Origin of the sequence: Roseovarius aestuarii (assembly GCF_019966515.1) — a bacterium.
Classification (GTDB): domain Bacteria; phylum Pseudomonadota; class Alphaproteobacteria; order Rhodobacterales; family Rhodobacteraceae; genus Roseovarius; species Roseovarius aestuarii.
Window position 1 is genome coordinate 56,096 of record NZ_JAIMIB010000021.1, and the last position, 20,998, is coordinate 77,093.

21 protein-coding genes are annotated in these 20,998 nt (G+C 58.7%); 8 read left to right on the forward strand and 13 right to left on the reverse strand.

Annotated elements, in window-relative coordinates; all coding sequences use genetic code 11:
* Window positions 1-52: 52 nt before the first annotated feature.
* From LC334_RS19660 to LC334_RS19680, 5 genes are all read right to left on the reverse strand, one after another.
* Window positions 53-1,333 (reverse strand): ABC transporter substrate-binding protein, encoded by a 1,281-nt coding sequence (locus LC334_RS19660; RefSeq protein WP_085802078.1) that lies wholly within the window; start codon window positions 1,331-1,333, stop codon window positions 53-55.
* A 74-nt stretch (window positions 1,334-1,407) separates the two neighbouring features.
* Window positions 1,408-2,484 carry a branched-chain amino acid ABC transporter permease gene (locus tag LC334_RS19665; protein WP_085802079.1) on the reverse strand — a complete coding sequence of 359 codons (1,077 nt, stop codon included), beginning with the start codon at window positions 2,482-2,484 and terminating at the stop codon, window positions 1,408-1,410.
* Window positions 2,485-2,583: 99 nt separating this feature from the next.
* Window positions 2,584-3,570, reverse strand: a complete 987-nt coding sequence (locus LC334_RS19670) for a branched-chain amino acid ABC transporter permease (protein ID WP_085802080.1) — start codon at window positions 3,568-3,570, stop codon at window positions 2,584-2,586.
* A gap of 104 nt (window positions 3,571-3,674) precedes the next feature.
* Window positions 3,675-4,493: an ABC transporter ATP-binding protein gene (locus LC334_RS19675; protein ID WP_085802081.1), complete on the reverse strand. Its 819-nt coding sequence runs from the start codon at window positions 4,491-4,493 to the stop codon at window positions 3,675-3,677.
* A gap of 105 nt (window positions 4,494-4,598) precedes the next feature.
* Window positions 4,599-6,572 (reverse strand): AMP-binding protein, encoded by a 1,974-nt coding sequence (locus LC334_RS19680; protein WP_223413087.1) that lies wholly within the window; start codon window positions 6,570-6,572, stop codon window positions 4,599-4,601.
* 223 nt (window positions 6,573-6,795) lie between these two features.
* Here LC334_RS19680 and LC334_RS19685 point away from each other — a divergent pair, with 223 nt between their 5' ends.
* The 3 genes from LC334_RS19685 to LC334_RS19695 are packed head-to-tail and all read left to right on the forward strand — an operon-like array spanning window position 6,796 to window position 9,969.
* The gene (locus tag LC334_RS19685; protein ID WP_085802083.1) at window positions 6,796-7,386 is read left to right on the forward strand and encodes a 2-hydroxychromene-2-carboxylate isomerase; all 591 of its coding nucleotides are present in this window, start codon (window positions 6,796-6,798) and stop codon (window positions 7,384-7,386) included.
* Window positions 7,379-9,271, forward strand: a complete 1,893-nt coding sequence (locus LC334_RS19690) for a hybrid sensor histidine kinase/response regulator (RefSeq protein ID WP_085802084.1) — start codon at window positions 7,379-7,381, stop codon at window positions 9,269-9,271. The genes LC334_RS19685 and LC334_RS19690 overlap by 8 nt, the downstream gene beginning before the upstream one ends.
* Window positions 9,268-9,969 carry a response regulator transcription factor gene (locus LC334_RS19695; protein WP_085802085.1) on the forward strand — a complete coding sequence of 234 codons (702 nt, stop codon included), beginning with the start codon at window positions 9,268-9,270 and terminating at the stop codon, window positions 9,967-9,969. The genes LC334_RS19690 and LC334_RS19695 overlap by 4 nt, the downstream gene beginning before the upstream one ends.
* 12 nt (window positions 9,970-9,981) lie before the next feature.
* Here LC334_RS19695 and LC334_RS19700 read toward each other — a convergent pair whose 3' ends face one another.
* On the reverse strand, window positions 9,982-10,836 hold the full coding sequence (locus tag LC334_RS19700; protein ID WP_176237766.1) for a LysR family transcriptional regulator: 855 nt from the start codon (window positions 10,834-10,836) through the stop codon (window positions 9,982-9,984).
* Window positions 10,837-10,979: 143 nt separating this feature from the next.
* On the opposite strand from LC334_RS19700, the gene LC334_RS19705 reads away from it, so the two are divergent.
* Window positions 10,980-11,348, forward strand: a complete 369-nt coding sequence (locus LC334_RS19705; RefSeq protein ID WP_139836514.1) for a hypothetical protein — start codon at window positions 10,980-10,982, stop codon at window positions 11,346-11,348.
* A 441-nt stretch (window positions 11,349-11,789) separates the two neighbouring features.
* On the opposite strand, the gene fdhF is transcribed toward LC334_RS19705, so the two are convergent.
* Window positions 11,790-14,555 (reverse strand): formate dehydrogenase subunit alpha, encoded by a 2,766-nt coding sequence (fdhF, locus tag LC334_RS19710; RefSeq protein WP_085802088.1) that lies wholly within the window; start codon window positions 14,553-14,555, stop codon window positions 11,790-11,792.
* A 301-nt stretch (window positions 14,556-14,856) separates the two neighbouring features.
* Here fdhF and LC334_RS19715 point away from each other — a divergent pair, with 301 nt between their 5' ends.
* From LC334_RS19715 to LC334_RS19725, 3 genes are all read left to right on the forward strand, one after another.
* A complete protein-coding gene (locus LC334_RS19715) occupies window positions 14,857-15,297 on the forward strand; it encodes a hypothetical protein (protein ID WP_085802089.1) in 441 nt (146 codons plus the stop codon).
* 119 nt (window positions 15,298-15,416) lie between these two features.
* Window positions 15,417-16,067, forward strand: coding sequence for a histidine phosphatase family protein (locus LC334_RS19720; protein WP_085802090.1), 651 nt, complete (start codon window positions 15,417-15,419; stop codon window positions 16,065-16,067).
* Between the two features lie 22 nt (window positions 16,068-16,089).
* Window positions 16,090-16,707, forward strand: a complete 618-nt coding sequence (locus LC334_RS19725) for a glutathione S-transferase family protein (protein WP_085802091.1) — start codon at window positions 16,090-16,092, stop codon at window positions 16,705-16,707.
* A 180-nt stretch (window positions 16,708-16,887) separates the two neighbouring features.
* On the opposite strand, the gene LC334_RS19730 is transcribed toward LC334_RS19725, so the two are convergent.
* The 6 genes from LC334_RS19730 to LC334_RS19755 are packed head-to-tail and all read right to left on the reverse strand — an operon-like array spanning window position 16,888 to window position 19,847.
* The gene (locus LC334_RS19730) at window positions 16,888-17,007 is read right to left on the reverse strand and encodes a putative transporter small subunit (RefSeq protein ID WP_217809132.1); all 120 of its coding nucleotides are present in this window, start codon (window positions 17,005-17,007) and stop codon (window positions 16,888-16,890) included.
* 21 nt (window positions 17,008-17,028) lie between these two features.
* Window positions 17,029-17,247 carry a hypothetical protein gene (locus LC334_RS19735; RefSeq protein ID WP_085802092.1) on the reverse strand — a complete coding sequence of 73 codons (219 nt, stop codon included), beginning with the start codon at window positions 17,245-17,247 and terminating at the stop codon, window positions 17,029-17,031.
* A gap of 10 nt (window positions 17,248-17,257) precedes the next feature.
* The gene (locus LC334_RS19740; protein ID WP_085802093.1) at window positions 17,258-17,494 is read right to left on the reverse strand and encodes a DUF1127 domain-containing protein; all 237 of its coding nucleotides are present in this window, start codon (window positions 17,492-17,494) and stop codon (window positions 17,258-17,260) included.
* Complete coding sequence (locus LC334_RS19745) at window positions 17,491-18,711, reverse strand: flavin-containing monooxygenase (RefSeq protein ID WP_085802094.1); 1,221 nt, start codon at window positions 18,709-18,711, stop codon at window positions 17,491-17,493. Before LC334_RS19745 ends, LC334_RS19740 begins: the two co-directional genes overlap by 4 nt.
* A 23-nt stretch (window positions 18,712-18,734) precedes the next feature.
* On the reverse strand, window positions 18,735-19,667 hold the full coding sequence (locus tag LC334_RS19750; protein WP_085802095.1) for a homocysteine S-methyltransferase family protein: 933 nt from the start codon (window positions 19,665-19,667) through the stop codon (window positions 18,735-18,737).
* 12 nt (window positions 19,668-19,679) lie between these two features.
* Window positions 19,680-19,847: a hypothetical protein gene (locus LC334_RS19755; RefSeq protein ID WP_223413088.1), complete on the reverse strand. Its 168-nt coding sequence runs from the start codon at window positions 19,845-19,847 to the stop codon at window positions 19,680-19,682.
* A 22-nt stretch (window positions 19,848-19,869) separates the two neighbouring features.
* Between LC334_RS19755 and LC334_RS19760 the strand changes: the two genes are divergently transcribed.
* The gene (locus LC334_RS19760; protein ID WP_223413089.1) at window positions 19,870-20,844 is read left to right on the forward strand and encodes a GlxA family transcriptional regulator; all 975 of its coding nucleotides are present in this window, start codon (window positions 19,870-19,872) and stop codon (window positions 20,842-20,844) included.
* The last annotated feature ends 154 nt before the right edge of the window (window positions 20,845-20,998 follow it).

Genomic DNA, 20,998 nt, shown 5'->3' on the forward strand with positions numbered 1-20,998 from the left:
ACTCAAATCCTCTGGCCGCGGCCCACGCCACGGCCAGAGAGTAGCTCAGGCCTTAGCAGCCAGACTCGATACCGTTTTCGGCGGCAAATGCGGCCGAGTCTTCGTCGATCAGCGGCTGCACCACTTCCTGATCCGATTGGACATATTCGGTGACCAGCTTGAACTCACCCGCAGCAGCATCCCATTGCGACACGGCGCCATAGCCATTGCCGCCATGGTTCTCACAGCTCACTTCGAATTCAGGACCGAAGTTCGGCAAACCAAGCGCGGTCATCTTCTCCTCGTTCATGACCAGCGCCTCCATGCCATCGCGCATCATGGCCGGCGTGATTTCGGACGTGCCGTGGATTTCCATCGCGGTTTTGGCCGCTTCCACCGACAGCATCGCCGTGTAAAGGCCACGGTTATAAAGCACCGATCCGACACCATCGCCCGCGCCGGATGCCTTGCCAGCATCGACAACGTATTTCTGCAGATCGTCATAGAGCGGATAGTCGCTGCCAAGGTTGTGCAACGCCAATGCCTTATACCCGTTCGCCGCATCCCCGGCAGGCTTCACGTCGTTTTCCGATCCGGACCACCAGATGCCGATGAAGTTTTCCATCGGGAAACGGATATTGGCCGCTTCCTGGATGGCCACCTGGTTCATCACGCCCCAGCCCCACATCAGCACATAATCCGGCTTTTCACGACGGATCTGCAGCCATTGCGATTTCTGCTCCTGCCCGGGGTGATCGACCGGCAGCAGTGACAGCTCGTAGCCATGCTTCTTGGCCAGTTCTTCCAGCGTGCGGATCGGCTCCTTGCCGTAGGCCGAGTTGTGATAAACCAGCGCCACCTTCTTGCCGCTGATGTCGCCACCATTCACATCAAGAATGTGGCTGATCGCATGGCTCGCACCATCCCAGTAGTTGGCCGGGTAGTTAAAGACATTGCGGAACACCTTGCCGTTCTTGGCCGAGGTCCGGCCATAGCCCAACGTGTGCAGCGGGATGCCATCCGCCGTCACTTTGGGAATAAGCTGATAGGCCATCCCCGTCGAATACGGGTTATAGACCAGAACGCCTTCGCCCTTGGTGGACTCGTAGCATTCAACCCCTTTTTCGGTGTTATACCCGGTCTCACATTCGACCACCTTGATCTTCTGGCCATTGATGCCGCCATCGCGTTCGTTGATCAGCGTGTAATAGTCAACCTGCCCGTCAGCGAGCGGGATACCGTTCGAGGCATAGGGCCCGGTTCGATAACTTAACACGCTGAAGGCCAGATCGGCCATCGCCGGGCCTGCCGCCACCACAGCCGCCAGCGCGGCAGTTGCTAATTTATATTTCATTGGTTTCGTACCTCCCTTGGTTTTCCCAATGTTCGCAGGGCGGGGTCCGCCCCACCACACTTCTTGCGGCCTTCCTAGTGCGGGAAGGGCCAAAGTCTCAGTTTTTCCTTCGCCACGCGCCACAGCTGCGCCAGCCCATGCGGCTCGGCAATCAGGAAAAGGATGATCAGCGCGCCCACGATCATGAATTCAAGATGCGCCGCCAGATCGGTGGGCCATCCCATCGCGCCGACCAGCACGTTCTTCAGCAGAACCGGCAACAGCACCAGAAACGCCGCCCCGGCAAAGGAGCCGAAGATCGAGCCCAGCCCGCCGATGATCACCATGAAGAGCACCAGGAAGGACTTGGTGATGCCAAACACCTCACCCACCTCGACGGCCCCCAGATAGACCGCGAAGAACAGCGCGCCCGAGATGCCGATAAAGAACGAGCTTACCGCAAAAGCGCTCAGCTTGGCCTTGAGCGGGTTGACCCCGATGATCTCGGCAGCAATATCCATATCGCGAATGGCCATCCACTTCCGCCCGGCCATGCCCCGCGTCAGATTACGTGCGATGATCGCACAGGCAAAGACGAAAACCAGACAGATCAAGTAGCCCGCCCAGGGCTGCGTCTCGGCACCGGTCACTGGCACGCCCAGCACGGTGCGCTCGGGCGCCGATATCTGTCCCGAGGCCGAATAGTTGTAGAACCACGGCACCCGGTTGAAGAGCCACACCAGAAAGAACTGCGCCGCCAGCGTTGCCACCGCGAGGTAGAACCCTTTGATCCGCAAACTGGGCAAGCCAAACAGAACACCTACCCCCGCGGTGATCCCACCGGCCAGAATGACGTGGATGATGATGCTGATCTCGGGGAACGATGTCATTAGCTTGTAGCAGGCATAGGCCCCCACCGCCATGAACCCACCCGTCCCAAGCGAGACCTGCCCGCAATAGCCCACGAGGATATTGAGGCCGATCGCGGCAATCGCATAGATCAGGAAGGGCAGGAAGACCGCATTGACCCAGTAATCGTTTATGATGAACGGCACCACGGCAAACGCCACCAGTAACACCACGTAATAGCGATACCGGTCAAACTTGATCGGAAATGTCTGGCTGTCGTCCGAATATGAGGTCTTGAAATCCCCGGCTTCACGATAGAACATCAGTTTTCTCCCATCAGTTCAGTTTCGCACCCAATCGATGGTACCGGGTGGGCGGGTGTCGTGGCGCACAGCGACACGCGGTCGCCCCGCCCGGATGACTCACACTCGTTCAATGATCTTCTCCCCAAAGAGGCCCTGTGGCCGGAACACCAGAAAGATCAGCGCCAGCACATAGGCAAACCAGTTCTCGGTCGCCCCGCCAACCAATGGGCCAATCGCAAACTCGAAAAGTTTCTCGCCAACCCCGATGACCAGCCCGCCGACAATCGCCCCGGGGATCGAGGTGAACCCGCCCAGCATCAGCACCGGCAAGGCCTTCAGGGCAATCAGGCTCAGCGAGAACTGCACACCGGACTTGGTGCCCCACATGATCCCCGCGACCAGCGCCACGAAACCGGCAACCGACCAGACCATGACCCAGATGAAATTGAGCGAGATGCCGACACTCAACGCCGCCTGGTGGTCATCCGCCACCGCCCGCATCGCCCGGCCCTGCTTGGTATATTGGGCAAAGATCACCAGCGCCACCACCAGCAGCGCCGCCACGACCGTCGCCACGATATCCAGATTGTCGATGAAGAACCCGTAGTCGAAGATGTTGAACGTGGTCTCGTCGATCCACAGGTTGATGCCCTGCGGCAGCCCCACATCCAGCTTCTTGATGTCGCTGCCCCACATGATGTCGCCAAATCCCTCAAGGAAATAAGCCAGGCCAATGGTCGCCATGAAGAGGATGATCGGCTCCTGATTGACCAGATGGCGGAAGATCAGCGTATTCACGATCCAAGCCAGTGCCACCATGATCACCATCGTCAGGATGATCGCCACCAGCCCCGGCACATGCCAGCCAAAATGATGGATCTCGGTGCCGAAGATGGCGTTGATCAGATGGGCAAAGGGCACCTGCCCTTCCATGATCCCCACCAGTGTCAGCGCCGCAAAAAGCGCCATCACGCCCTGCGCGTAATTGAAGATGCCACTCGCCTTGAAGATCAGCACGAAACCAAGCGCGACAAGCGCATACAGCACCCCGGCCATCAACCCGTTGAGAAAAACTTCCGTCGCGAAAACAAGTTGTTCAGGCATGTCTCAGGTCTCCGCTCGTCTGCGTGGTTTTTGCGATACGTGGGTGGGTGGGCTGGGGCGGATCGCAAAAAACCACGTCCTCCAGGTGCATCAAGGTCGAAAAATCAATCATGCGCCACCCCCAGATAGGCGTCGATCACCGCCTGATTGTTCCGCACCTCATCCGGCGTGCCATCGCCGATCTTCTTGCCGTAATCCATCACCACGACGCGATCAGAAAGATCCATGACCACACCCATGTCATGTTCAATCAGCGCAATCGTCGTGCCGAACTCGTCATTCACATCCAGCACGAACCGGCTCATATCTTCTTTTTCTTCTACATTCATACCCGCCATCGGCTCATCCAGAAGCAGGATAGAAGGTTCCGCCGCCAGGGCGCGCGCCAATTCGACCCGCTTTTTCAGCCCATAAGGCAGCCGTCCGACTGGGGTCTTGCGGATATGCTGGATTTCCAGAAAATCGATAATCTTTTCAACGAACTCCCGGTTCTCAACCTCTTCGCGTTCGGCCTTGCCCCGCCAGATCGCCTGCGCCAGCATACCGGCTTTCATCTGCCGGATACGACCGGTCATGACATTGTCCAGCACGCTCATGCCTTCAAAGAGCGCAATGTTCTGAAAGGTTCGTGCAATCCCCTGCCGCGCCACTTCATAAGGTTTCATCGGTGGGCGTTTTGCACCCTGATACCAGACCTCTCCTTCCTGCGGATGATAGAACCCCGATATCACGTTCAGCATCGATGATTTGCCCGCCCCGTTGGGCCCGATGATCGCTCGGATTTCACCCTCGCGGATATCAAAGCTGATATCCTGAATCGCGATAACTCCGCCAAACCTAAGGGTGATATTCTTCATCTCCATCACCACGCCACCGATCTTGCGGCCGTCTTCGGTGGTATAGCCTTCGCTTGCGTCAAGCATGGCAACGTCCTCTCAATTCAGCACGATACGGGGCCGTGTTCTGTGCCCACACGGGACGGTGGGCGGGGCGATGCCCGGCACGGGCGAGCGTCGTCCATCCGACCCTCATTCTGCCGCCACTTTCGCGCGCTCAACCGGCGTTACCGCAGCATCCACGATCTTCAGCGTCGCCGAAATCGACCCTTTGCGCCCATCTTCATAAGTCACTTCAGTCGTTGTATAAATTTCTTCCGAGCCGTCATAAAGCGCGCCCAGAAGATCCTCGAACTTGTCCGAGATCACACCCCGTCGCACTTTGCGCGTGCGCGTCATCTCACCGTCGTCAGCATCCAGTTCCTTATGCAACACCAGAAACCGATGCACCTGACAATGCGCCAGCATCGGATCATCCGCGAGGTTGCGGTTGACGTCTTCGACATGGGATTTGATCGTCTCCAGTACCATTGGGTGGCCCGCCAATTCCTGATAGGAGGCATAACCGATATTGTTGCGCTCGGCCCAGTTGCCCACCGCGTTCAGATCGATATTGATAAAGGCCGTGCATTCCTCGCGCTGGTTACCAAAAAGAACCGCCTCAAGAATGTTGGGAAAGAATTTCAGTTTGTTCTCGACATATTTCGGCGCGAACATCGCCCCATCCGCCATCTTGCCCACATCCTTGGCCCGATCGATGATCCGTAGCTGCCCGGTTTCCTCGTCAAAGAACCCGGCATCACCGGTCGCGACCCAACCTTCTTCGTCCTTGGTGCTCTTGGTGCTTTCTTCGTTCTTGTAATAGTATTCAAACGTCCCTGGGCTGCGATAGAACACCTCACCATTCTCGGCGATCTTGATCTCGACCCCCGGCGCCGGGACACCAACGGTATCACTGCGCACACCGCCATCGGGTTGCAACGTAATGAACACCGAGGCCTCGGTCTGACCATAAAGCTGCTTCAGGTTGATCCCCAAGGAGCGATAGAAATCAAAGATTTCCGGGCCAATCGCCTCGCCCGCCGTATACCCCACACGCACCCTGCCCAGACCCAGAGTATCCTTGAGCGGGCCGTAAACCAGCAGATTGCCCAGCCCATATTTCAGCCTGTCCATGAATCCCACCGGCTCGCCGTCCAGAATGGCGGGACCCACCTCACGCGCATGCGCCATATACCGGTGAAAAAGCCACCTCTTGAATCGGCCCGCATCTTCCATCCGGATCATCACGTTAGTCAGCTGATTTTCGAACACGCGCGGTGGAGCAAAATAATAGGTTGGCCCGATCTCGCGCAGATCATGCATCATCGTGTCGGCATTTTCCGGGCAGTTCACGCAGAACCCTGTCCAATAGGCCTGCCCTATCGAAAAAATGAAATCACCGACCCAGGCCATTGGCAGATATGCCAGCACCTCTTCGCCCGGCCCGAGCGTGTCAAATTCCGAGGATGATTTCGACGCCTCGATGATATTGCGATTGCTGAGCACGACCCCTTTGGGTTTACCGGTCGTGCCCGAGGTGTAAAGCATCACGCAGATCGACGAATAGTCCAGCTTGTCGCGCCGCGCCTTCAGGTCGCCGATGAATTCGTCGTAAGCAGCGCGGCCCTGTTCCTGCACATGGGCATACTGGTGCAGCTTGTGATGATCATATTTCCGCATCCCGCGGGGATCGATATAGATCATGTGCTCGAACTGATGCAGGTTGTCCTGAATTTCAATGATCTTATCGACCTGTTCCTGGTCCTGCACCACGGCGAAACGCGCGCCGCAATGTTCCATCACATAGGCCATCTCTTCGGCGGCACTGTCCTGGTAGAGTGGCACGGGCACCGCGCCCACCGATTGCGCCGCCACGATCGCCCAATAGAAATACGGTCGGTTGCGGCCAATGACAGCGATGAAATCACCCTCATTGACGCCCAGATTCAGAAACCCAAGCGCAAGCGCCTCGATCTCCTTCTCGGTCTCGGCCCAGCTCCAGCTTTGCCAGATCCCGTATTCCTTCTCGCGATAGGCAGCCTTGCTGCCGAATTCGCTGGCGTTACGTTGCAAAAGCGCCGGAATGGACGCAAGCCCACCGGTCGCCTGAGGCGATTGTGCCAAATCTCTTTCCTCCCATGTGCCCGCTTGCCGGACAGATGATCGCATTCAAGGCGATTCTATCTGTCGCCAAGGGTGCGGGTTTCAGCATCGAGGTCAACTTTTTCCTGAACATTTCCCAATCCTTACGAATTGTAACAAGCCGGACCGCACCCTTGACATGCGCCTCTTGCACCCGGAAACATTGAGGCCCACAGAAGATTTCCGGTGACAAAGGAGCGGCCCGATGCAGATCGATTTCTGGTTCGAATTTGCCTCGACCTACTCCTATCTCAGCGCGTTGCGCTTGCCCGGCCTTGCGGCGAAAGCGGGCGTCACGGTACGTTGGCGACCTTTCCTTCTGGGGCCGATTTTTGCCGCCCAGGGTTGGGATACTTCGCCATTCAACATCTACGCAGCAAAAGGCAACTACATGTGGCGTGATATGGAGCGGCGGGCCGGCAAGCTTGGCCTCAGCATCCACCGCCCCGATCCATTTCCGCAGAACAGCCTGCTTGCTGCACGCGTGGCGCAGGCGGCCCCTGAAGGCCCTGAGATGATTGCCTTTTGCCACAATGTCTACCTAGCGCAATTCTCGGAGCGGCTGGAAATTTCAGACCTGGACGTGATCGCCGCCTGTGCCAGCGCCGCGCGACTTCCGGGCGATATTATCGCGCAATCCCAAAGCGATGAGAATAAGCTCGCCCTGCGCGCCGCTACCGAAGACGCCATCCGGCACGGCATTTTCGGCGCGCCAAGCTTCACCGTTGACGGCGAGTTGTTCTGGGGCGACGACCGGCTTGAGGATGCGCTGGACTGGGCGGTGCGTCATGGCTGATACCAGCACCATGACCACGGCGGGCCTGAACCTGATTCAGCAGGCCCTGTCGATCTATGACAGTGACCTCAAGCTAGCCGTCTGCAACCGTCGCTTTCAGGAAATGTTCGATCTGCCCGATCACCTTGTGACCCCCGGCGCCAGATTCGAAGACACGATCCGATATCTTGCCGAGCGCGGAGAGCATGGCGAAATCGACGATATCGACGCCTTCATCCGCACCCGTGTCGAACAGGCCCGCGCATTTGAGCCGCATTACATGGAACGGCCCCGCGCCAATGGCCACACCATCAGCGTTGAAGGCTCGCCCCTGCCCGAGGGTGGCTGGGTCACCGTTTATACCGACATTACCCGAACCAAGCGACAAGAGGCGCTGCTGCGTGCCCGGTCCGAGGAACTCTCGGATCAGCTCTCGGGTTATTCCGAGGAACTCACCACCACCAACCGCCAGCTTGAAGCGACGATCATCGCGCTGGAAGAGGTCAAACGCCAGTTAACCGCGTCCGAGGCGCGAACCCGGCTGACGACAGAGATGATGCCCGCCCATATCGCCCATGTCGGCCCCGACCGGCGCTACACTTATTCCAACCGGCGGCTCAGCTCGGTCATGCCCGGTAGCCTGTCCGAAATCATCGGGCTAACTGTGGAAGAGGCGATGGGCACCGAGGCCTTTCAGGCTATCAACACCCAGCTGGAAAATGCTTTTGCGGGAACACCTTCGGTGTTTGAGTTCACCCATCACCTCAGCTCGCGCCGCATTCGCGCCGCCTTTACGCCTGATGGGGCGCAAGGCATCTATATCCTGTCGATGGACATCACCGAAGAGGCCCAGACCCGCGCTGCGTTGCAACAGACCCGCCGTCGCGAGTTGGCTGCGCAGATGACCAGCGGATTGGCGCATGATTTCTCTAACCTCCTGACCATCATCCTGGGCATGCAATCGAAATTGCAACGCATGGATCTGTCCGACGAAGCAGGTGAATGGATCACTGCCACACTTTCGGCCGCCCGGCGCGGCGGCAGCCTGCTCAATCGCATTGCCGACATGACCGGCCACCGGGAACACACGCCAACCCCCACTGATCTAGGCGCGTTTTTGAACGATCTCGAACCGCTCGCGCGCTCTACCCTGCCCACAGGTGTCCGTTTCCGCACTGACAACCATGCGGGGCCGGGGGCCTACCTGCTGGACGGCGGCATGTTACAGGATTCACTGCTTAACCTGGTGCTCAACGCCCGTGATGCCTGCGGCGACACTGGTACGATCACCCTGAGCTTGAGGACCGTCAAAGACACCTGGCTGGAATTCACTGTTACCGATACCGGGCCGGGATTTTCCGAGCAGGCTCTGGCACGCGCGCTTGAACCCTTCTTTACCACCAAGGGCGGCGAAGGCTCGGGACTGGGTTTGGGCATGGTCTATGACATGACCAAGCTGGCAGGCGGGCGCATTGATCTGGGCAACACCGATCAGGGCGCGCGCGTCACGCTGCAATTACCGTTGCGCCCCGCCGCGGCTTCCCTGCCCCCCGGCATGATCCTGCTGGTCGAAGACAGCCCCGATCTGCGCATGACCATCCGCGATATGCTGCGCGATGCCGGTCATGCGGTGGTTGAGGCTACCAGCGTGGTTGAGGCGTTGGCATTGTTGCCGGAACTTCCTCAAATTTCAGCGCTTTTATCCGACATTACGCTTGAAGGGGATCAGACAGGGCTTGACCTGATGGCCGCCTTGCCTACCGGCCATTGCCCGGCCTTTCTGATGACATCGCTGCCGCCCGATGATCCGCTGCACAAGCGCGCTCTGGATCTTGCGCCGGTCCTGCGCAAGCCCTTTACCGCCGCCCAACTCGCCGACTTTCTAAGCCAGGAAACACAGCCATGACCGCGCCGCTTGTCACCATTCTCGACGATGAACCGGCCATTCGCACCCTGCTGGCCGATACGCTGGAAGAGGCCGGGTTTCGCACCCTTACCTTCGGCCGCGCGACCGAATTCGAGGCTTCGCTGAAATCGGTGACCCCGGATGTCTGCCTGGTGGATCTGTCGCTGCCGGATCGTGACGGGCTGACACTGGTGCATCGCCTGGCGCTGGAACAGGGCGCAACGGTGATCATCATCTCCGGCCGCGCGCAGGTTCAGGACCGGGTGACCGGACTGGAACTCGGGGCCGATGACTATATCATCAAACCATTCGACCCTGCCGAGGTCGTGGCCCGCATCCGCGCCCGCCTTCGCCGCGATACACCGGCGCGCCAGACCGGCGACACAGCGACCTTCGAAGGTTGGACCGCCCATTTCAACAGCTACGTGCTGGAAGACGATCAGGGGCAGGAAACGCCGTTTTCGCATGCCGAGGGCGAGGTGCTGCGGCTGTTTCTCGACCGGCCCAAACGGCTGATTTCCCGGCAGGCAATGCAAGAGGCGCTTGGCGGTGGCGCGGGTGAGAGTTTTGATCGCGCGATGGATGTTCGTATCTCACGGCTTCGCACCAAGCTACGCGAAGACCCCAAAAACCCCCGCCTGATCAAGACGATATACGGTGCGGGCTACATCTTTCTGGGTGATGTCCGCTGGCGTTAGGGCCTGTTGAGCCTACAGCCCCTCCTGAACCACTTCGTCAATCCATGCCCGGGCGATTTTCAAATGCGGTACAGCCCCGTCTTGCTGGTGATAAAGCATCCACAACGGCTGGCGCAGAACAACTTGTGACGCCACCGCCAGCCGCTCATCTCGCTCCCCGATGAACCGAGGCAGCATCGCCCGCGCTGCGCCGCCCGCCACGATTTCGCAAAGCGCATCGAATTGCTGCACACGGAATCTGAACCCATGCTCGCCTGCAAGGTTCATCATCACCTCTTCGCCCGAAGTGCGCACATGCCTGGGCATCAAACCGGCCCAGGGCAGATCATCGTCCGGCTCCGATGCGGGGCGATAGACCGCATAAGGTATCTCTCCGACCTGTTCGGCCTCTATCCTTGGATCGTGGTCACGAATTTCACCCGGTCGGTCCTCGATCCTGAGCGCGATATCAGCCTCGCGTCGTTGCAGCCCGGCCTTGCTGGCGGTACCGACCAGCTCGACCCGGATACGGCGGCGCGCACTAAGACGACCGACTGCCGGCGCAAAAAGGTACGAGATAAGAAAGGGCGGCGCCGTCATCCGCATGTCTCGCCAGATCGCACCGTGATCCGGCATCGGATTGGCCTGCTCGGCGTCGCGCAAAGCCTCCGCCGCCGCCTCGACATGCGCTAGCAAGGGTTCGCATTCCTTGGTCGGGTAAAACCGGTCGCCATCGCGAATGAACAACCGGTGCCCCAAACGCTGCTCCAGCGATTTGACCCGGCGACCGACGGTAGTGGCATCCAGTCGCAGCATCCGCGCCGCGCCGGTATAGGTTCCCGTCCGGAACACCGCCAAGATGGTGCGCCAATGGTCCCAGTCTATCATGGAGATGTCCCCCTGCTTGCGCCAACTCACATAGGCCTGCATTTTCGCAGGTACAACGACGATTATCATACATTGAATTGCAAAATCACAGGGGCAAAACTCCGCACACTGATAACAGACCGACAACAACAGGAGACTGAAAAATGAAATTTTCAACCCCCATCCTGAAAGCCACCGCCGCGATGGCCATAACACTTTGCGCATCGCCGCTTCTGGCCGGTGACATGCCCACAGCTCAGGAAATCGCCGATGCCGTCTCGGATCACACCTACCAGGGCTCGATGAGCGCCGGCGGGTCCGGCTTCAGCGAATATTATGCGGCAGACGGAACCATCCGCGGTGTGGACTATACCGGCAAGTGGCGCACAGAAGACGGGGTGATGTGCTTCAACTACGGTCAGGATGATCGCTGTTTTGGTATCACTCTCGATGGTCCATCCATGGTGATGTATAAAGACGACAAAATCGATGGCAACGGCATGCTGATCAAGGGTAATCCTCAGGATTTCTAGGACGCGCAAAGCGAATGGTCCCGGGCATACCGGCCCGGGGTCAACGGCCCGAGCCACAGCGCGAATGGCCAGAGATGTGCGAACGTATCTGCATTGGTCGATCGCGGGGCGGTCGCACCGACGAAGCTGGTGCAATCGCGGCTTTCTGCGCCCATGAGACCGCCGTCAAAGACACTATTTCGCCGGACAGATTGCTCGTCCCATCACAGGCCAGCGAAGGGTGAGCACCGCTCTGCGCTTTACTGGCAAAACCCATCCCGCCCACGCCCTAACCGCACTCCAATGATCACGAGAAATTTTTCGAACTGATCGCACAACGCGGCTGAAGCTTCGCGTCACTTCGCCTCAAGCGCCCCGAGGAGGATGGCGGAGCCGGACGACGAGATATCAAGCGTGCGCGGAGCGCGCACTCATTCAGATAAACGCCCTTCCAGAACAAGCCTACTCGGCGGCAACCGCGCCCTGTTCTGCCGCTTCGACCTTCACCGCCGAAAACTTGAACTCGGGGATCTTGCCGTAGGGGTCGACCGCCGGGTTGGTCAGGATGTTGGCCGCCGCTTCGACATAGGCAAAGGGCAGGAACACCATGTCAGGGGCAATCGCACGGTCGGCGCGGGCCATGATCTCGATGCTGCCGCGTTTGGTAGTCAGGCGTACATGATCGCCCGGCTCCACCCCCAACTTGCGCAGGGTGCTCGGATGCATCGAGCAGTTGGCCTCGGGCTCTACCGCATCAAGCACAGTTGCGCGCCGCGTCATCGACCCGGTATGCCAGTGTTCCAGCTGCCGCCCGGTGGTCAGGACCATCGGATACTCGGCATCGGGCGGATCGTCCGGCGCTATCACGCTGGCCGGGGTAAACCGCGCGCGGCCCTCGGGGCGTGGGAAACCGTCGCCGAACACCACCGCCTGACCGGGATCTTCTGGGCTGAGGCTGGGATAGGTCACCGCGGTATTCTCCAGCCGTTCCCAGGTGATATTGTCAAGCGAGCGCATGTTGATCGCCATCTCGGCAAAAACTTCACTGGGATGCGTGTAGGTCCAGTTCAGACCGCAGCGCTTGGCCAGCTCGACCTCGATCAGCCAGTCCTCTTTCGCCTCACCCGGGGGAGGCACCGCAGGCCGCAGCATCTGCACCTGCCGGTTGGTATTCGACACCGTGCCGGATTTTTCATAAAGCGCCGAGGCGGGCAGGATCACATCGGCATAGTTGGCCGTTTCGGTGATGAAGATATCCTGCACCACCAGATGGTCGAGCTTGGCCAACGCATCACGAGCGTGTTCCACATCCGGGTCAGACATGGCCGGGTTTTCGCCCAGGATATACATCGCCTTGATCTGATCGTCATGCACCGCATCCATGATCTCGGTCACGGTCAGGCCCTTCTCGTTCGAGAAATCACCGGTCCCCCAGACATCGGTGAAAGCCGAGCGCACGCCATCATCAGTCACCGTCTGATAATCCGGCAGGAACATAGGGATAAGCCCCGCATCCGATGCCCCCTGCACGTTGTTCTGGCCGCGCAGCGGGTGCAGCCCGGTGCCGGGGCGACCCACCTGACCGCACATAAGGGCAAGGCTGATCAGGCAGCGTGAATTATCCGTGCCGTGAATATGCTGGCTGACGCCCATCCCCCAGAAGATCATGCCTGATTTTGCGGCGGCAAAGTCGCGCGCGACCTGGCGCAGGGTTTCCGCCGGGATGCCACAGATATCTTCCATCTTCTCGGGGGCGAAATCGGCCAGGTGCGCCTTTTCCGCTTCCCAATTCTCGGTATAGGCGTCGATATATTGCTGATCGTAAAGGCCTTCCTCGACGATCGTGTGCATGATCGCGTTGAGCATACTGACATCGGCACCGGGGCGGAATTGCAGCATATGAGTTGCGAACCGGCGCAGCCCCACGCCGCGCGGGTCCATCACGATCAGCTTACCGCCGCGCTTTGTGAACTGCTTGAAATATGTCGCGGCAACAGGGTGGTTTTCGATCGGGTTGCAGCCGATGGCAATCGCCACATCGGCGTTTTCGATCTCGTTGAACGTGGCCGTGACCGCGCCGGAACCCACATTTTCGATCAATGCCGCGACCGAGGACGCATGGCAGAGCCGCGTACAGTGGTCCACGTTGTTATGACCAAAACCCTGACGGATGAATTTCTGGAACAGATACGCCTCTTCGTTGGTGCATTTGGCCGAGCCGAAACCCGCCACTTCGCGCCCACGACCCTTCAAGCCACCGGCGGCGAAATCCAGCGCCTCATCCCAGCTCGCCTCGCGGAAAAACTCCTGCCAGTTGTCCGGGTTGACGTTCAGCCCCTTCTCCGGTGCAACTTCGCGGCGGATCAGCGGCTTGGTCAGGCGGTGCTGATGGTGGATATAGTCATAACCAAACCGGCCCTTGACGCAGAGACGGCCTTCGTTTGCAGGGCCATTGATGCCTTCGACATATTTGACCTTACCATCCTTAACCTTGATGCTGATCTGACAGCCAACGCCGCAGAAGGCGCAGACGCTTTCGACCTCGCTGTCGTAATCCTTACTGTCCCCCACCTGGGCGTCATCCACGACGCTTGACGGCATCAGCGCGCCCGTCGGACAGGCCTGCACACATTCGCCGCAGGCCACGCAGGTGCTCGCGCCCATCGGATCGGCGAAATCGAAGGTCGGATAGCTGTCATGGCCCCGTCCCGCCATGCCGATCACGTCATTGACCTGCACCTCGCGGCAGGCGCGCACGCAGAGACCGCACTGAATGCAAGCGTCCAGATTAACGCTCATCGCCACGTGGCTGTCATCCAGCAGCGGGATGCGCCCCTCTTCCAGCTTGGGAAAACGGCTTTCCGTGACACCATTGGCCTCGGCCATGTCCCACAGATGCGAGGATTTGTCATGCGACGCCTCACGCTCGGGCTGATCCGCCAATAGCATTTCGACCACCATCTTGCGCGCGTTTTCAGCGCGAGCGGAGTTCGTCGTGACCACCATGCCGTCTGTCGCTTCGCGGATGCACGACGCGATGAGCGTGCGTTCGCCCTCGACCTCGACCATGCAAGCCCGGCAGTTTCCGTCCGGTCGATAGCCCGGTGCGGGCTTGTGGCACAGATGCGGGATCACTAGCCCGCGGCCATGCGCCACGTCCCAGATTGTCTGGCCCTTCTCAGCCTCGACTTCCTTGCCATCAAGGGTGAATTTGATCGTCTCGGACATGGGCATAACTCCTTGTTCGCAGCACCTTAGACCATGCCGCAGGAAATGGGACCCCGCCAATCCCGACACCTCCCCACTTTTTTGCGCCATAGCCATGATCAAGCTGCCGAGCCCACAGCTTTTCCCGCCAAACCTTTGTCAGATGTTGACGGCCGAATGTCGCCACCTCGATCGGCGTGGGAACCGGCGAGTCGCGATTGCTATAACGCCGGGCTATCGAATCACTAAATTCTCGCATAGGTTGATAATTTCTCGCTATGCGCGATAATCTAACTGTTTGCGGCACCAGGGAGCAAATCTGATGCATATCGACTGTCACAAGGTTAAAATCCTGCATCATTGGAGCGCAAATGGCGGCCACCTTCTCAGCAGTGCGGTTCTGGTCGAATTTACCCTGCACGACCACGCGTTTCAAAAACAGCCGCTGCGCAGCCGCCTGGTGGAATATGTCTGCCTGCCAATCGATCCGGGCGACCCCGAGATAGTCAACACCGGAAAACTGGAGCAACAGGCCTGCGAGCAGATCAGATGCTATTTCAATGGCGACGGTCGGCGCGAAAACCTGTTTACAGACGGCTCAGACCCTGCGTCTGACAACGACACTGATTATGTCCTCTCTCCCGCCGACGAGGCCGAGTTGCAGGCCGAGCTGCGCCTGATTGAACAGGACGTGGAATACACCGCGACACCCGCGCCCGAAACATTGCCCCGGCGCGAGACCAGACAACCCGCACCGGCCTGAGGCAGCTCCGACGTCGTCCGTTCCCGTGGGCAGCTGATAAAAATCGGCATCCATCGGCTTTCCTCTGCCCGCACCCGGCGCTACGCTTATCTTCGGAAACCGAACGCAGGACCCATACAGTGACCGAAATCATCCTTGTCCGACACGGGCAGGCCAATTCCCATGCCAAGGACGAAGCCAGCTATGACCGGCTCTCGGATCTGGGCCGCCAGCAGGCGACCTGGCTGGGTGAACATATGCGCCGCACCAACCCGCATTTCGATCACGTGATCACCGGAACGCTGAACCGACAAGCTGACACCGCCCGCGCCATGGGTTATGAGATCACCAATCAGGATAAGCGACTGAACGAGCTGCAATATTTCCCCATGGCCGAGGCGTTGGAGAGCCAGCATGGCACCCCCTATCCGCAAAGCGTGAGTGATTATGTGCATCACCTGCCGGTGCTGATGGACCATTGGCAGCGCGATCTGCTCGACGGCATCCCCGAGCGTTTTGACAGTTTCACCACCCGGATCATCACCCTGATCGAAGAGCTTTGCGGCGCCCATGGCCGGGTGCTTCTGGTCACCTCGGGAGGGGTGATTGGCATGGTGGTGCGCCACATTCTGGCCCTGGACAATGGCGCTGTCTCGCGGATCATGCTGCAGATCATGAACAGTTCTCTGCACCGGCTGCATTTCGTGCATGATCAACTGATGCTGGGCACGTTCAACGCCACGCCCCATCTGGACGCACCTGATCGCGCCCATGCCCGCACCTTCGTCTGACTCGCCAAAAGGACCCGTATCGATGAAACTCTACTATGCGCCCAACACGATCTCGATCGCCTCGGTGATTGCCCTGCACGAAGCGGAGATAGCGTTCGACGCGCTGCGGCTCGATTTCGCGTCCGGGGAACAGACCAAGCCCGACTATCACGCCATCAACCCCAAAGGCAGGGTGCCGGCGCTGATCACCGATCAGGGCATCCTAACCGAAACCGGCGCGATCCTGGATTACATCGCCACGCTGGCACCGGATAAGGGCCTTGTGCCGTCCGATCCGTGGCAGGCGGCGCAGATGCGCTCGGTGATGTATTATCTGGCCTCGACCATGCATGTGAACCACGCCCATAAAATGCGCGGCCACCGCTGGGCGGATGACGAAAGCGCCCGCGCCAACATGACCGCCAAGGTACCCCAGACCATGACCGAGAGCTGCCGGTTCATCGAGGAAAACGCCCTCGCCGGCCCTTTCGTGATGGGCGAGACGCTGACCATCGCGGACCCATATCTCTATACGGTTTGTTCCTGGCTCGAAGGCGACGGCGTCGATGTCAGCGCCTTCCCCAAGATCCTTGCTTTCCGCGTCGCCATGCAGGCCCGCCCCTCGGTCAAGCTTGCCCATGAGGCAGGCATGTTTGGTTGAGGATCAAGTGTCTCTTTGCGGACAAAGCACCAAATTGCCGCGAGCGCCCCAATGGCTGCTTTCGGCATTTCATGCCTGGGTTGTTAACGCGCAAGGTTGATATGAGTTGCTATACAATTAGTAGCGCATTAGGTCCCTGCCTTCAGCGCTTGACCGAGATGTAAGGACTCGGCCTATTGGTCAGACAACCTTCTTTCCCTCTTTCTCGGCTTGTCGCAGTTCGCGTACAAAGGTTTTCACGATAAGGGCCAGAACGACTGCGGAAATAAGTGGCCAGATTGGGACATAAAATGTCGGCATGGTATGCTCCTTTCAATGCTCTCAAGTGGGTTTCAGTTGTTCATCGGCAGCACGCACCGCATCCATAGCTGCGTCATCGTCAAAGCTGGTGACGCGCTCGTTGATCAGGTCGGAATCGAACTCTTCTTTGCCCATCAGGCTCAGGGCGACACAGATAAAGCTCCCTTCCCCAAGAACCCACGTGCAATCAGAAAAAAGCGATCCACCTTGCGCGTCGTGGTCCATTTGGATGAGTTTCATTTTGAATTTCCTAAGGTTGGAAACGGCTTATCGCCAAGAGACGTGAGGCGGTGAGTGTTTTCTCATGCTTCGAATGGATATGGTTTTCCGCGCCGATGTCGCGCAGCATTCGGTCTGACAAATGGGCAATGGCTCGACGCTCTTTTGCGTAGCGCCGATATTCTGCCCACCGGTGACGCACCTGTGCGGCCCGCTGACGAATTGCATGATGTCCAATTGCGTTTTGCCCATGTTCGATAGCAGTCATTGGTCCGCTCCATTCAAGGTCAGTGTTTGCCGCGTGTTGGCTCTGGTCGAATGGGGCCGGGTTTGAACGCCCTCAACCAAGGAAACCTGTGAGACTATGCTGGTCGCAATACGCCTGGCACTTATGCCCGCCGCGTAAAAGAAACCCTGGAAGATCACACCATAGCCAGTAAACCAAAGTCCTGGATTGCGCGTATCTTTCTGGCCCATCGGGTGAAGCGGGTAGCCCTTGCTGTCGAGCGCGCCGAGGTGGTTGAACAGATCGTCCAGGCCGGGCCGGTAGCCAGTGGCGCAAATCACTACATCCGGGCAGATCTTGCGGCCATTGGACAATTCGACCGCGCTGGCCGTGAAGCCCACGGTCTCTTCAACCGCTTCAAAGCGACCGGATTTTAGAGCCGCGACAAACCCGTCATCCAGGGCGAATGTCACACCATCTTTTAGCATCCGTGAACCACCACCCAAAGCATGGCGGCGCAATCCATAGCTGCGCAGGTCCCCAAAGAATACCCGCTGCATGACAGCGAATATCGGGTCCAGTGACCATTTCGGCAGGTGAGCGAACAGGTTCGCAAGGCGATGAAGCGGGAAACCCAGCACCCGTGTTGGCAGGATCGCGGGTCCGTGTCGGACCGACACCCAGACCTGCGCGGGATCGCTGCGCGACAGATGGTTCAGGATATCTGTGCCTGAGTTACCCGCGCCAATAACCAAAACCTTTTTACCGTCATATTCGCTAGGGTCGGCAAAGTCGGCAGAGTGGAGTACCGCGCCGCCAAATTCGTCCATGCCGGGCCAGATCGGCATGGACTTCAGACGCTCCCGTCCGGTCGCCACGACCAGGTCAGAGCAGTGAAATTCGCCGTTGTTCGTCTGCACATACCAGCCACCCTCCTGACGCTTCACAGCGGTGACGCGCGTGTTGAGCCGGATCGGCACGCCCGATCTGGCGGCATATTCGGTCAGATATCCAACCACGGCGTTCCGGCGCAGATATGTATCCTTGTCGCGGATCATATGAGAACGGGGAAGTCGGGAAAGCCGGCGATGGCTATTCAGGCGTAGCCGGGGGTGGCGCATGCGCCAGGGGGTCGCGACCTGATCGGAGGCCTCCAGGACAGTGACAGGAACGCCCCGTGCGCGCAGTTCCTTTGCCGCGGCAAGGCCGGACAATCCTGCGCCGATAACGATGGCATTTTTAGCTTGGTTCGGTTTCATGGTTACATCCTTAAAATGCGAGGCTAGGCGGCTATCGATTTGCAGATTTGTGAAAGGTGCCTGTGGTCTGTGCCACAGCAGCCACCGAATACTTTCAGGTTCGGAAGCATCTGGCGCAGGCTTTGGTACTGAGCGCCAAGCTCTACAGGGTCGCCATCATCAAGGGTTTCGCAACAATCAAGCTCGGCATGAGACATGCGTGACGCATTCGCCCGAACACCAACAATACGCCGGGTCCAATCCGCATCTTTCGGAAGCATGCCGGCGAAGTGATCCGGGTGCGCACAGTTGATCATGAAGTAGGCTGGCTTTGCCGTGGCCTGTGCATCAACCTGCGTAATTGCATCACCGAGAGTCTCTCCGGTCGGCAAACATCCGTCGGTTTCCAGCGTGAAACTGATGACGCAGGGCACACCGGCCTCTGCCGCAGCATTGGCAACGCCGATCGCCTCGGGGATGTTGGTGATTGTGAGCGCGGAAACCATGTCAACGCCGCTTTTGACGAAGGTCGCAATCTGAAAACCATGATATTTATGCGCTTCTTCGACGCTCATGATCGTCTTGGGGTCATAGCCGTCACCGCGCGGGCCGATAACACCGTTGATAAGCACGTTCAGCCCCTGGCCAAAGTCGCGCCGCATGGTCATGGCCGATGTGACAGCGTCCGCGTTAACGGCGTTCAGGTGCTCCAGATCGTGCCCAAGTTCCCGACCCCAGTCGGGATTGGCGCGCCACGTGTTTGTATCAAGGACAAGACCAGTATTGTTCTTGCGGGCAAGGTCAAAAATCGGTCTGAAATACTCTTCGATTGCAGCGCGGCCATCGGCAAGTTGCGACAGTGGGTAGGCCGCGAAGCAAGGCATGTCGAACCCCTTTTTGAACAACAGCCATGTTTCGAACCCGGCATCTGTCAGGAAAAGCTGGCTGGTTTCATGGGGCAATTTTCTACGTGTCATTTTTATCTCCGTTTACGTGGTTTGGTAGTTTTTCGTGTCGCGGCGCACATGCGTCCGTCCTGCGCTGGTATTGCCGCAAGCCTGTGAGTCGTGATATGCCGATAAATGACCAAAACGGTGAATATCGGACATGCCTTTGAAATCGACCACACCCATCTGTCGAACCGCGGTCGTGGCCATACCATGTGCGGGAACCTCAACCGTGTTCTGCATCCTTGATGCATTGGCATCGGTTGGCCGTGATTGGGAAATGCTGCACGGGACGCAGCCTAAGCCGCCGGTTTTTGAGCCAGCACTGCTCACGCTGGACGGTAAGCCCTACAACGATATCAATGGCCGGCGGATCACACCGGACGGACGCCTGAAGGATTTCGGGCAGCCGGACCTTGTCATCATCCCCGATCTGCACTTTGCGCCGAACACGCCGCTACCCGACGATTTTGCCAAGCTGGCCCCATGGCTGGTTCAAGCCCACGCAGGTGGCGCGATGGTGACATCAGTATGTTCAGGCGCTTTGTTGCTGGCGGCGACTGGCCTCCTGAACGGCCTTGAGGCCACAAGCCACTGGAGTTTTTGCGACGTTATCGCACAGCGATTTCCCGAAATCAGAATGCAGCGCGAAAGAATTCTGATCCCCGCGGGCGAAGGGCATCGGATTGTGACCGCAGGTGGGGCATCAGCCTGGGGCGATCTGGTGCTGTATCTGGTTGGTCGAATTGCGGGGCACGAAGAGGCAAGACGCATCGCCAAGGTATATTTGTTGCAACCCCATAGCGAGGGGCAATTGCACTATGCCTCGTTGCTGGCCGGGGCCCAGCACGAAGATGGGCTGGTTGCCGAGGCGCAGGTCTGGGCGGCGGATAATTACGCCTTGGCTTCTCCAGTCGCCGCGATGGCAGAAAGGTGTGGGTTGACGGAACGCAGCCTGCTGCGCCGGTTTCGCAAGGCGACCGGACAAACGCCGGTGGACTACATCCAGACCCTGAGGATCGAAGAGGCCAAGCAGATGCTGGAGACCACCGACATGCCCATTGAAGAGATCGCTGACGAAGTTGGCTACACCGAAACGTCAAGCTTCCGAAATGCCTTCCGGCGATATGTTGGAATGCCAGCCTCAATGTATCGCAAGAAACGTCTGTCTCTGATCCCGATCCTATCAAACGAATTGGTTTCCTGACAAAACTGAAGCGTTGCTGAGATGCGACGGGAGCGGCTTTTGTTGCTACATTGGGGCAACCTGCGGGGCCGGCCCATACCCGATGGGGTGGATAGCTCCTGCTCCCCCGGCGTCGCAATGCGCCATAGTGCAGTTGTGTATCACTGCTAGGAAA

Excerpts from the sequence above, each read along its gene's own strand:
- LC334_RS19660 (WP_085802078.1), bottom strand. The coding sequence starts at position 1,333 with ATGAAATATAAATTAGCAACTGCCGCGCTGGCGGCTGTGGTGGCGGCA.
- LC334_RS19665 (WP_085802079.1), bottom strand. The coding sequence starts at position 2,484 with ATGTTCTATCGTGAAGCCGGGGATTTCAAGACCTCATATTCGGACGAC.
- LC334_RS19670 (WP_085802080.1), bottom strand. The coding sequence starts at position 3,570 with ATGCCTGAACAACTTGTTTTCGCGACGGAAGTTTTTCTCAACGGGTTG.
- LC334_RS19675 (WP_085802081.1), bottom strand. The coding sequence starts at position 4,493 with ATGCTTGACGCAAGCGAAGGCTATACCACCGAAGACGGCCGCAAGATC.
- LC334_RS19685 (WP_085802083.1), top strand. The coding sequence starts at position 6,796 with ATGCAGATCGATTTCTGGTTCGAATTTGCCTCGACCTACTCCTATCTC.
- LC334_RS19690 (WP_085802084.1), top strand. The coding sequence starts at position 7,379 with ATGGCTGATACCAGCACCATGACCACGGCGGGCCTGAACCTGATTCAG.
- LC334_RS19695 (WP_085802085.1), top strand. The coding sequence starts at position 9,268 with ATGACCGCGCCGCTTGTCACCATTCTCGACGATGAACCGGCCATTCGC.
- LC334_RS19700 (WP_176237766.1), bottom strand. The coding sequence starts at position 10,836 with ATGATAGACTGGGACCATTGGCGCACCATCTTGGCGGTGTTCCGGACG.
- LC334_RS19705 (WP_139836514.1), top strand. The coding sequence starts at position 10,980 with ATGAAATTTTCAACCCCCATCCTGAAAGCCACCGCCGCGATGGCCATA.
- fdhF (WP_085802088.1), bottom strand. The coding sequence starts at position 14,555 with ATGTCCGAGACGATCAAATTCACCCTTGATGGCAAGGAAGTCGAGGCT.
- LC334_RS19715 (WP_085802089.1), top strand. The coding sequence starts at position 14,857 with ATGCATATCGACTGTCACAAGGTTAAAATCCTGCATCATTGGAGCGCA.
- LC334_RS19725 (WP_085802091.1), top strand. The coding sequence starts at position 16,090 with ATGAAACTCTACTATGCGCCCAACACGATCTCGATCGCCTCGGTGATT.
- LC334_RS19730 (WP_217809132.1), bottom strand. The coding sequence starts at position 17,007 with ATGCCGACATTTTATGTCCCAATCTGGCCACTTATTTCCGCAGTCGTT.
- LC334_RS19735 (WP_085802092.1), bottom strand. The coding sequence starts at position 17,247 with ATGAAACTCATCCAAATGGACCACGACGCGCAAGGTGGATCGCTTTTT.
- LC334_RS19740 (WP_085802093.1), bottom strand. The coding sequence starts at position 17,494 with ATGACTGCTATCGAACATGGGCAAAACGCAATTGGACATCATGCAATT.
- LC334_RS19745 (WP_085802094.1), bottom strand. The coding sequence starts at position 18,711 with ATGAAACCGAACCAAGCTAAAAATGCCATCGTTATCGGCGCAGGATTG.
- LC334_RS19750 (WP_085802095.1), bottom strand. The coding sequence starts at position 19,667 with ATGACACGTAGAAAATTGCCCCATGAAACCAGCCAGCTTTTCCTGACA.
- LC334_RS19755 (WP_223413088.1), bottom strand. The coding sequence starts at position 19,847 with ATGGCCACGACCGCGGTTCGACAGATGGGTGTGGTCGATTTCAAAGGC.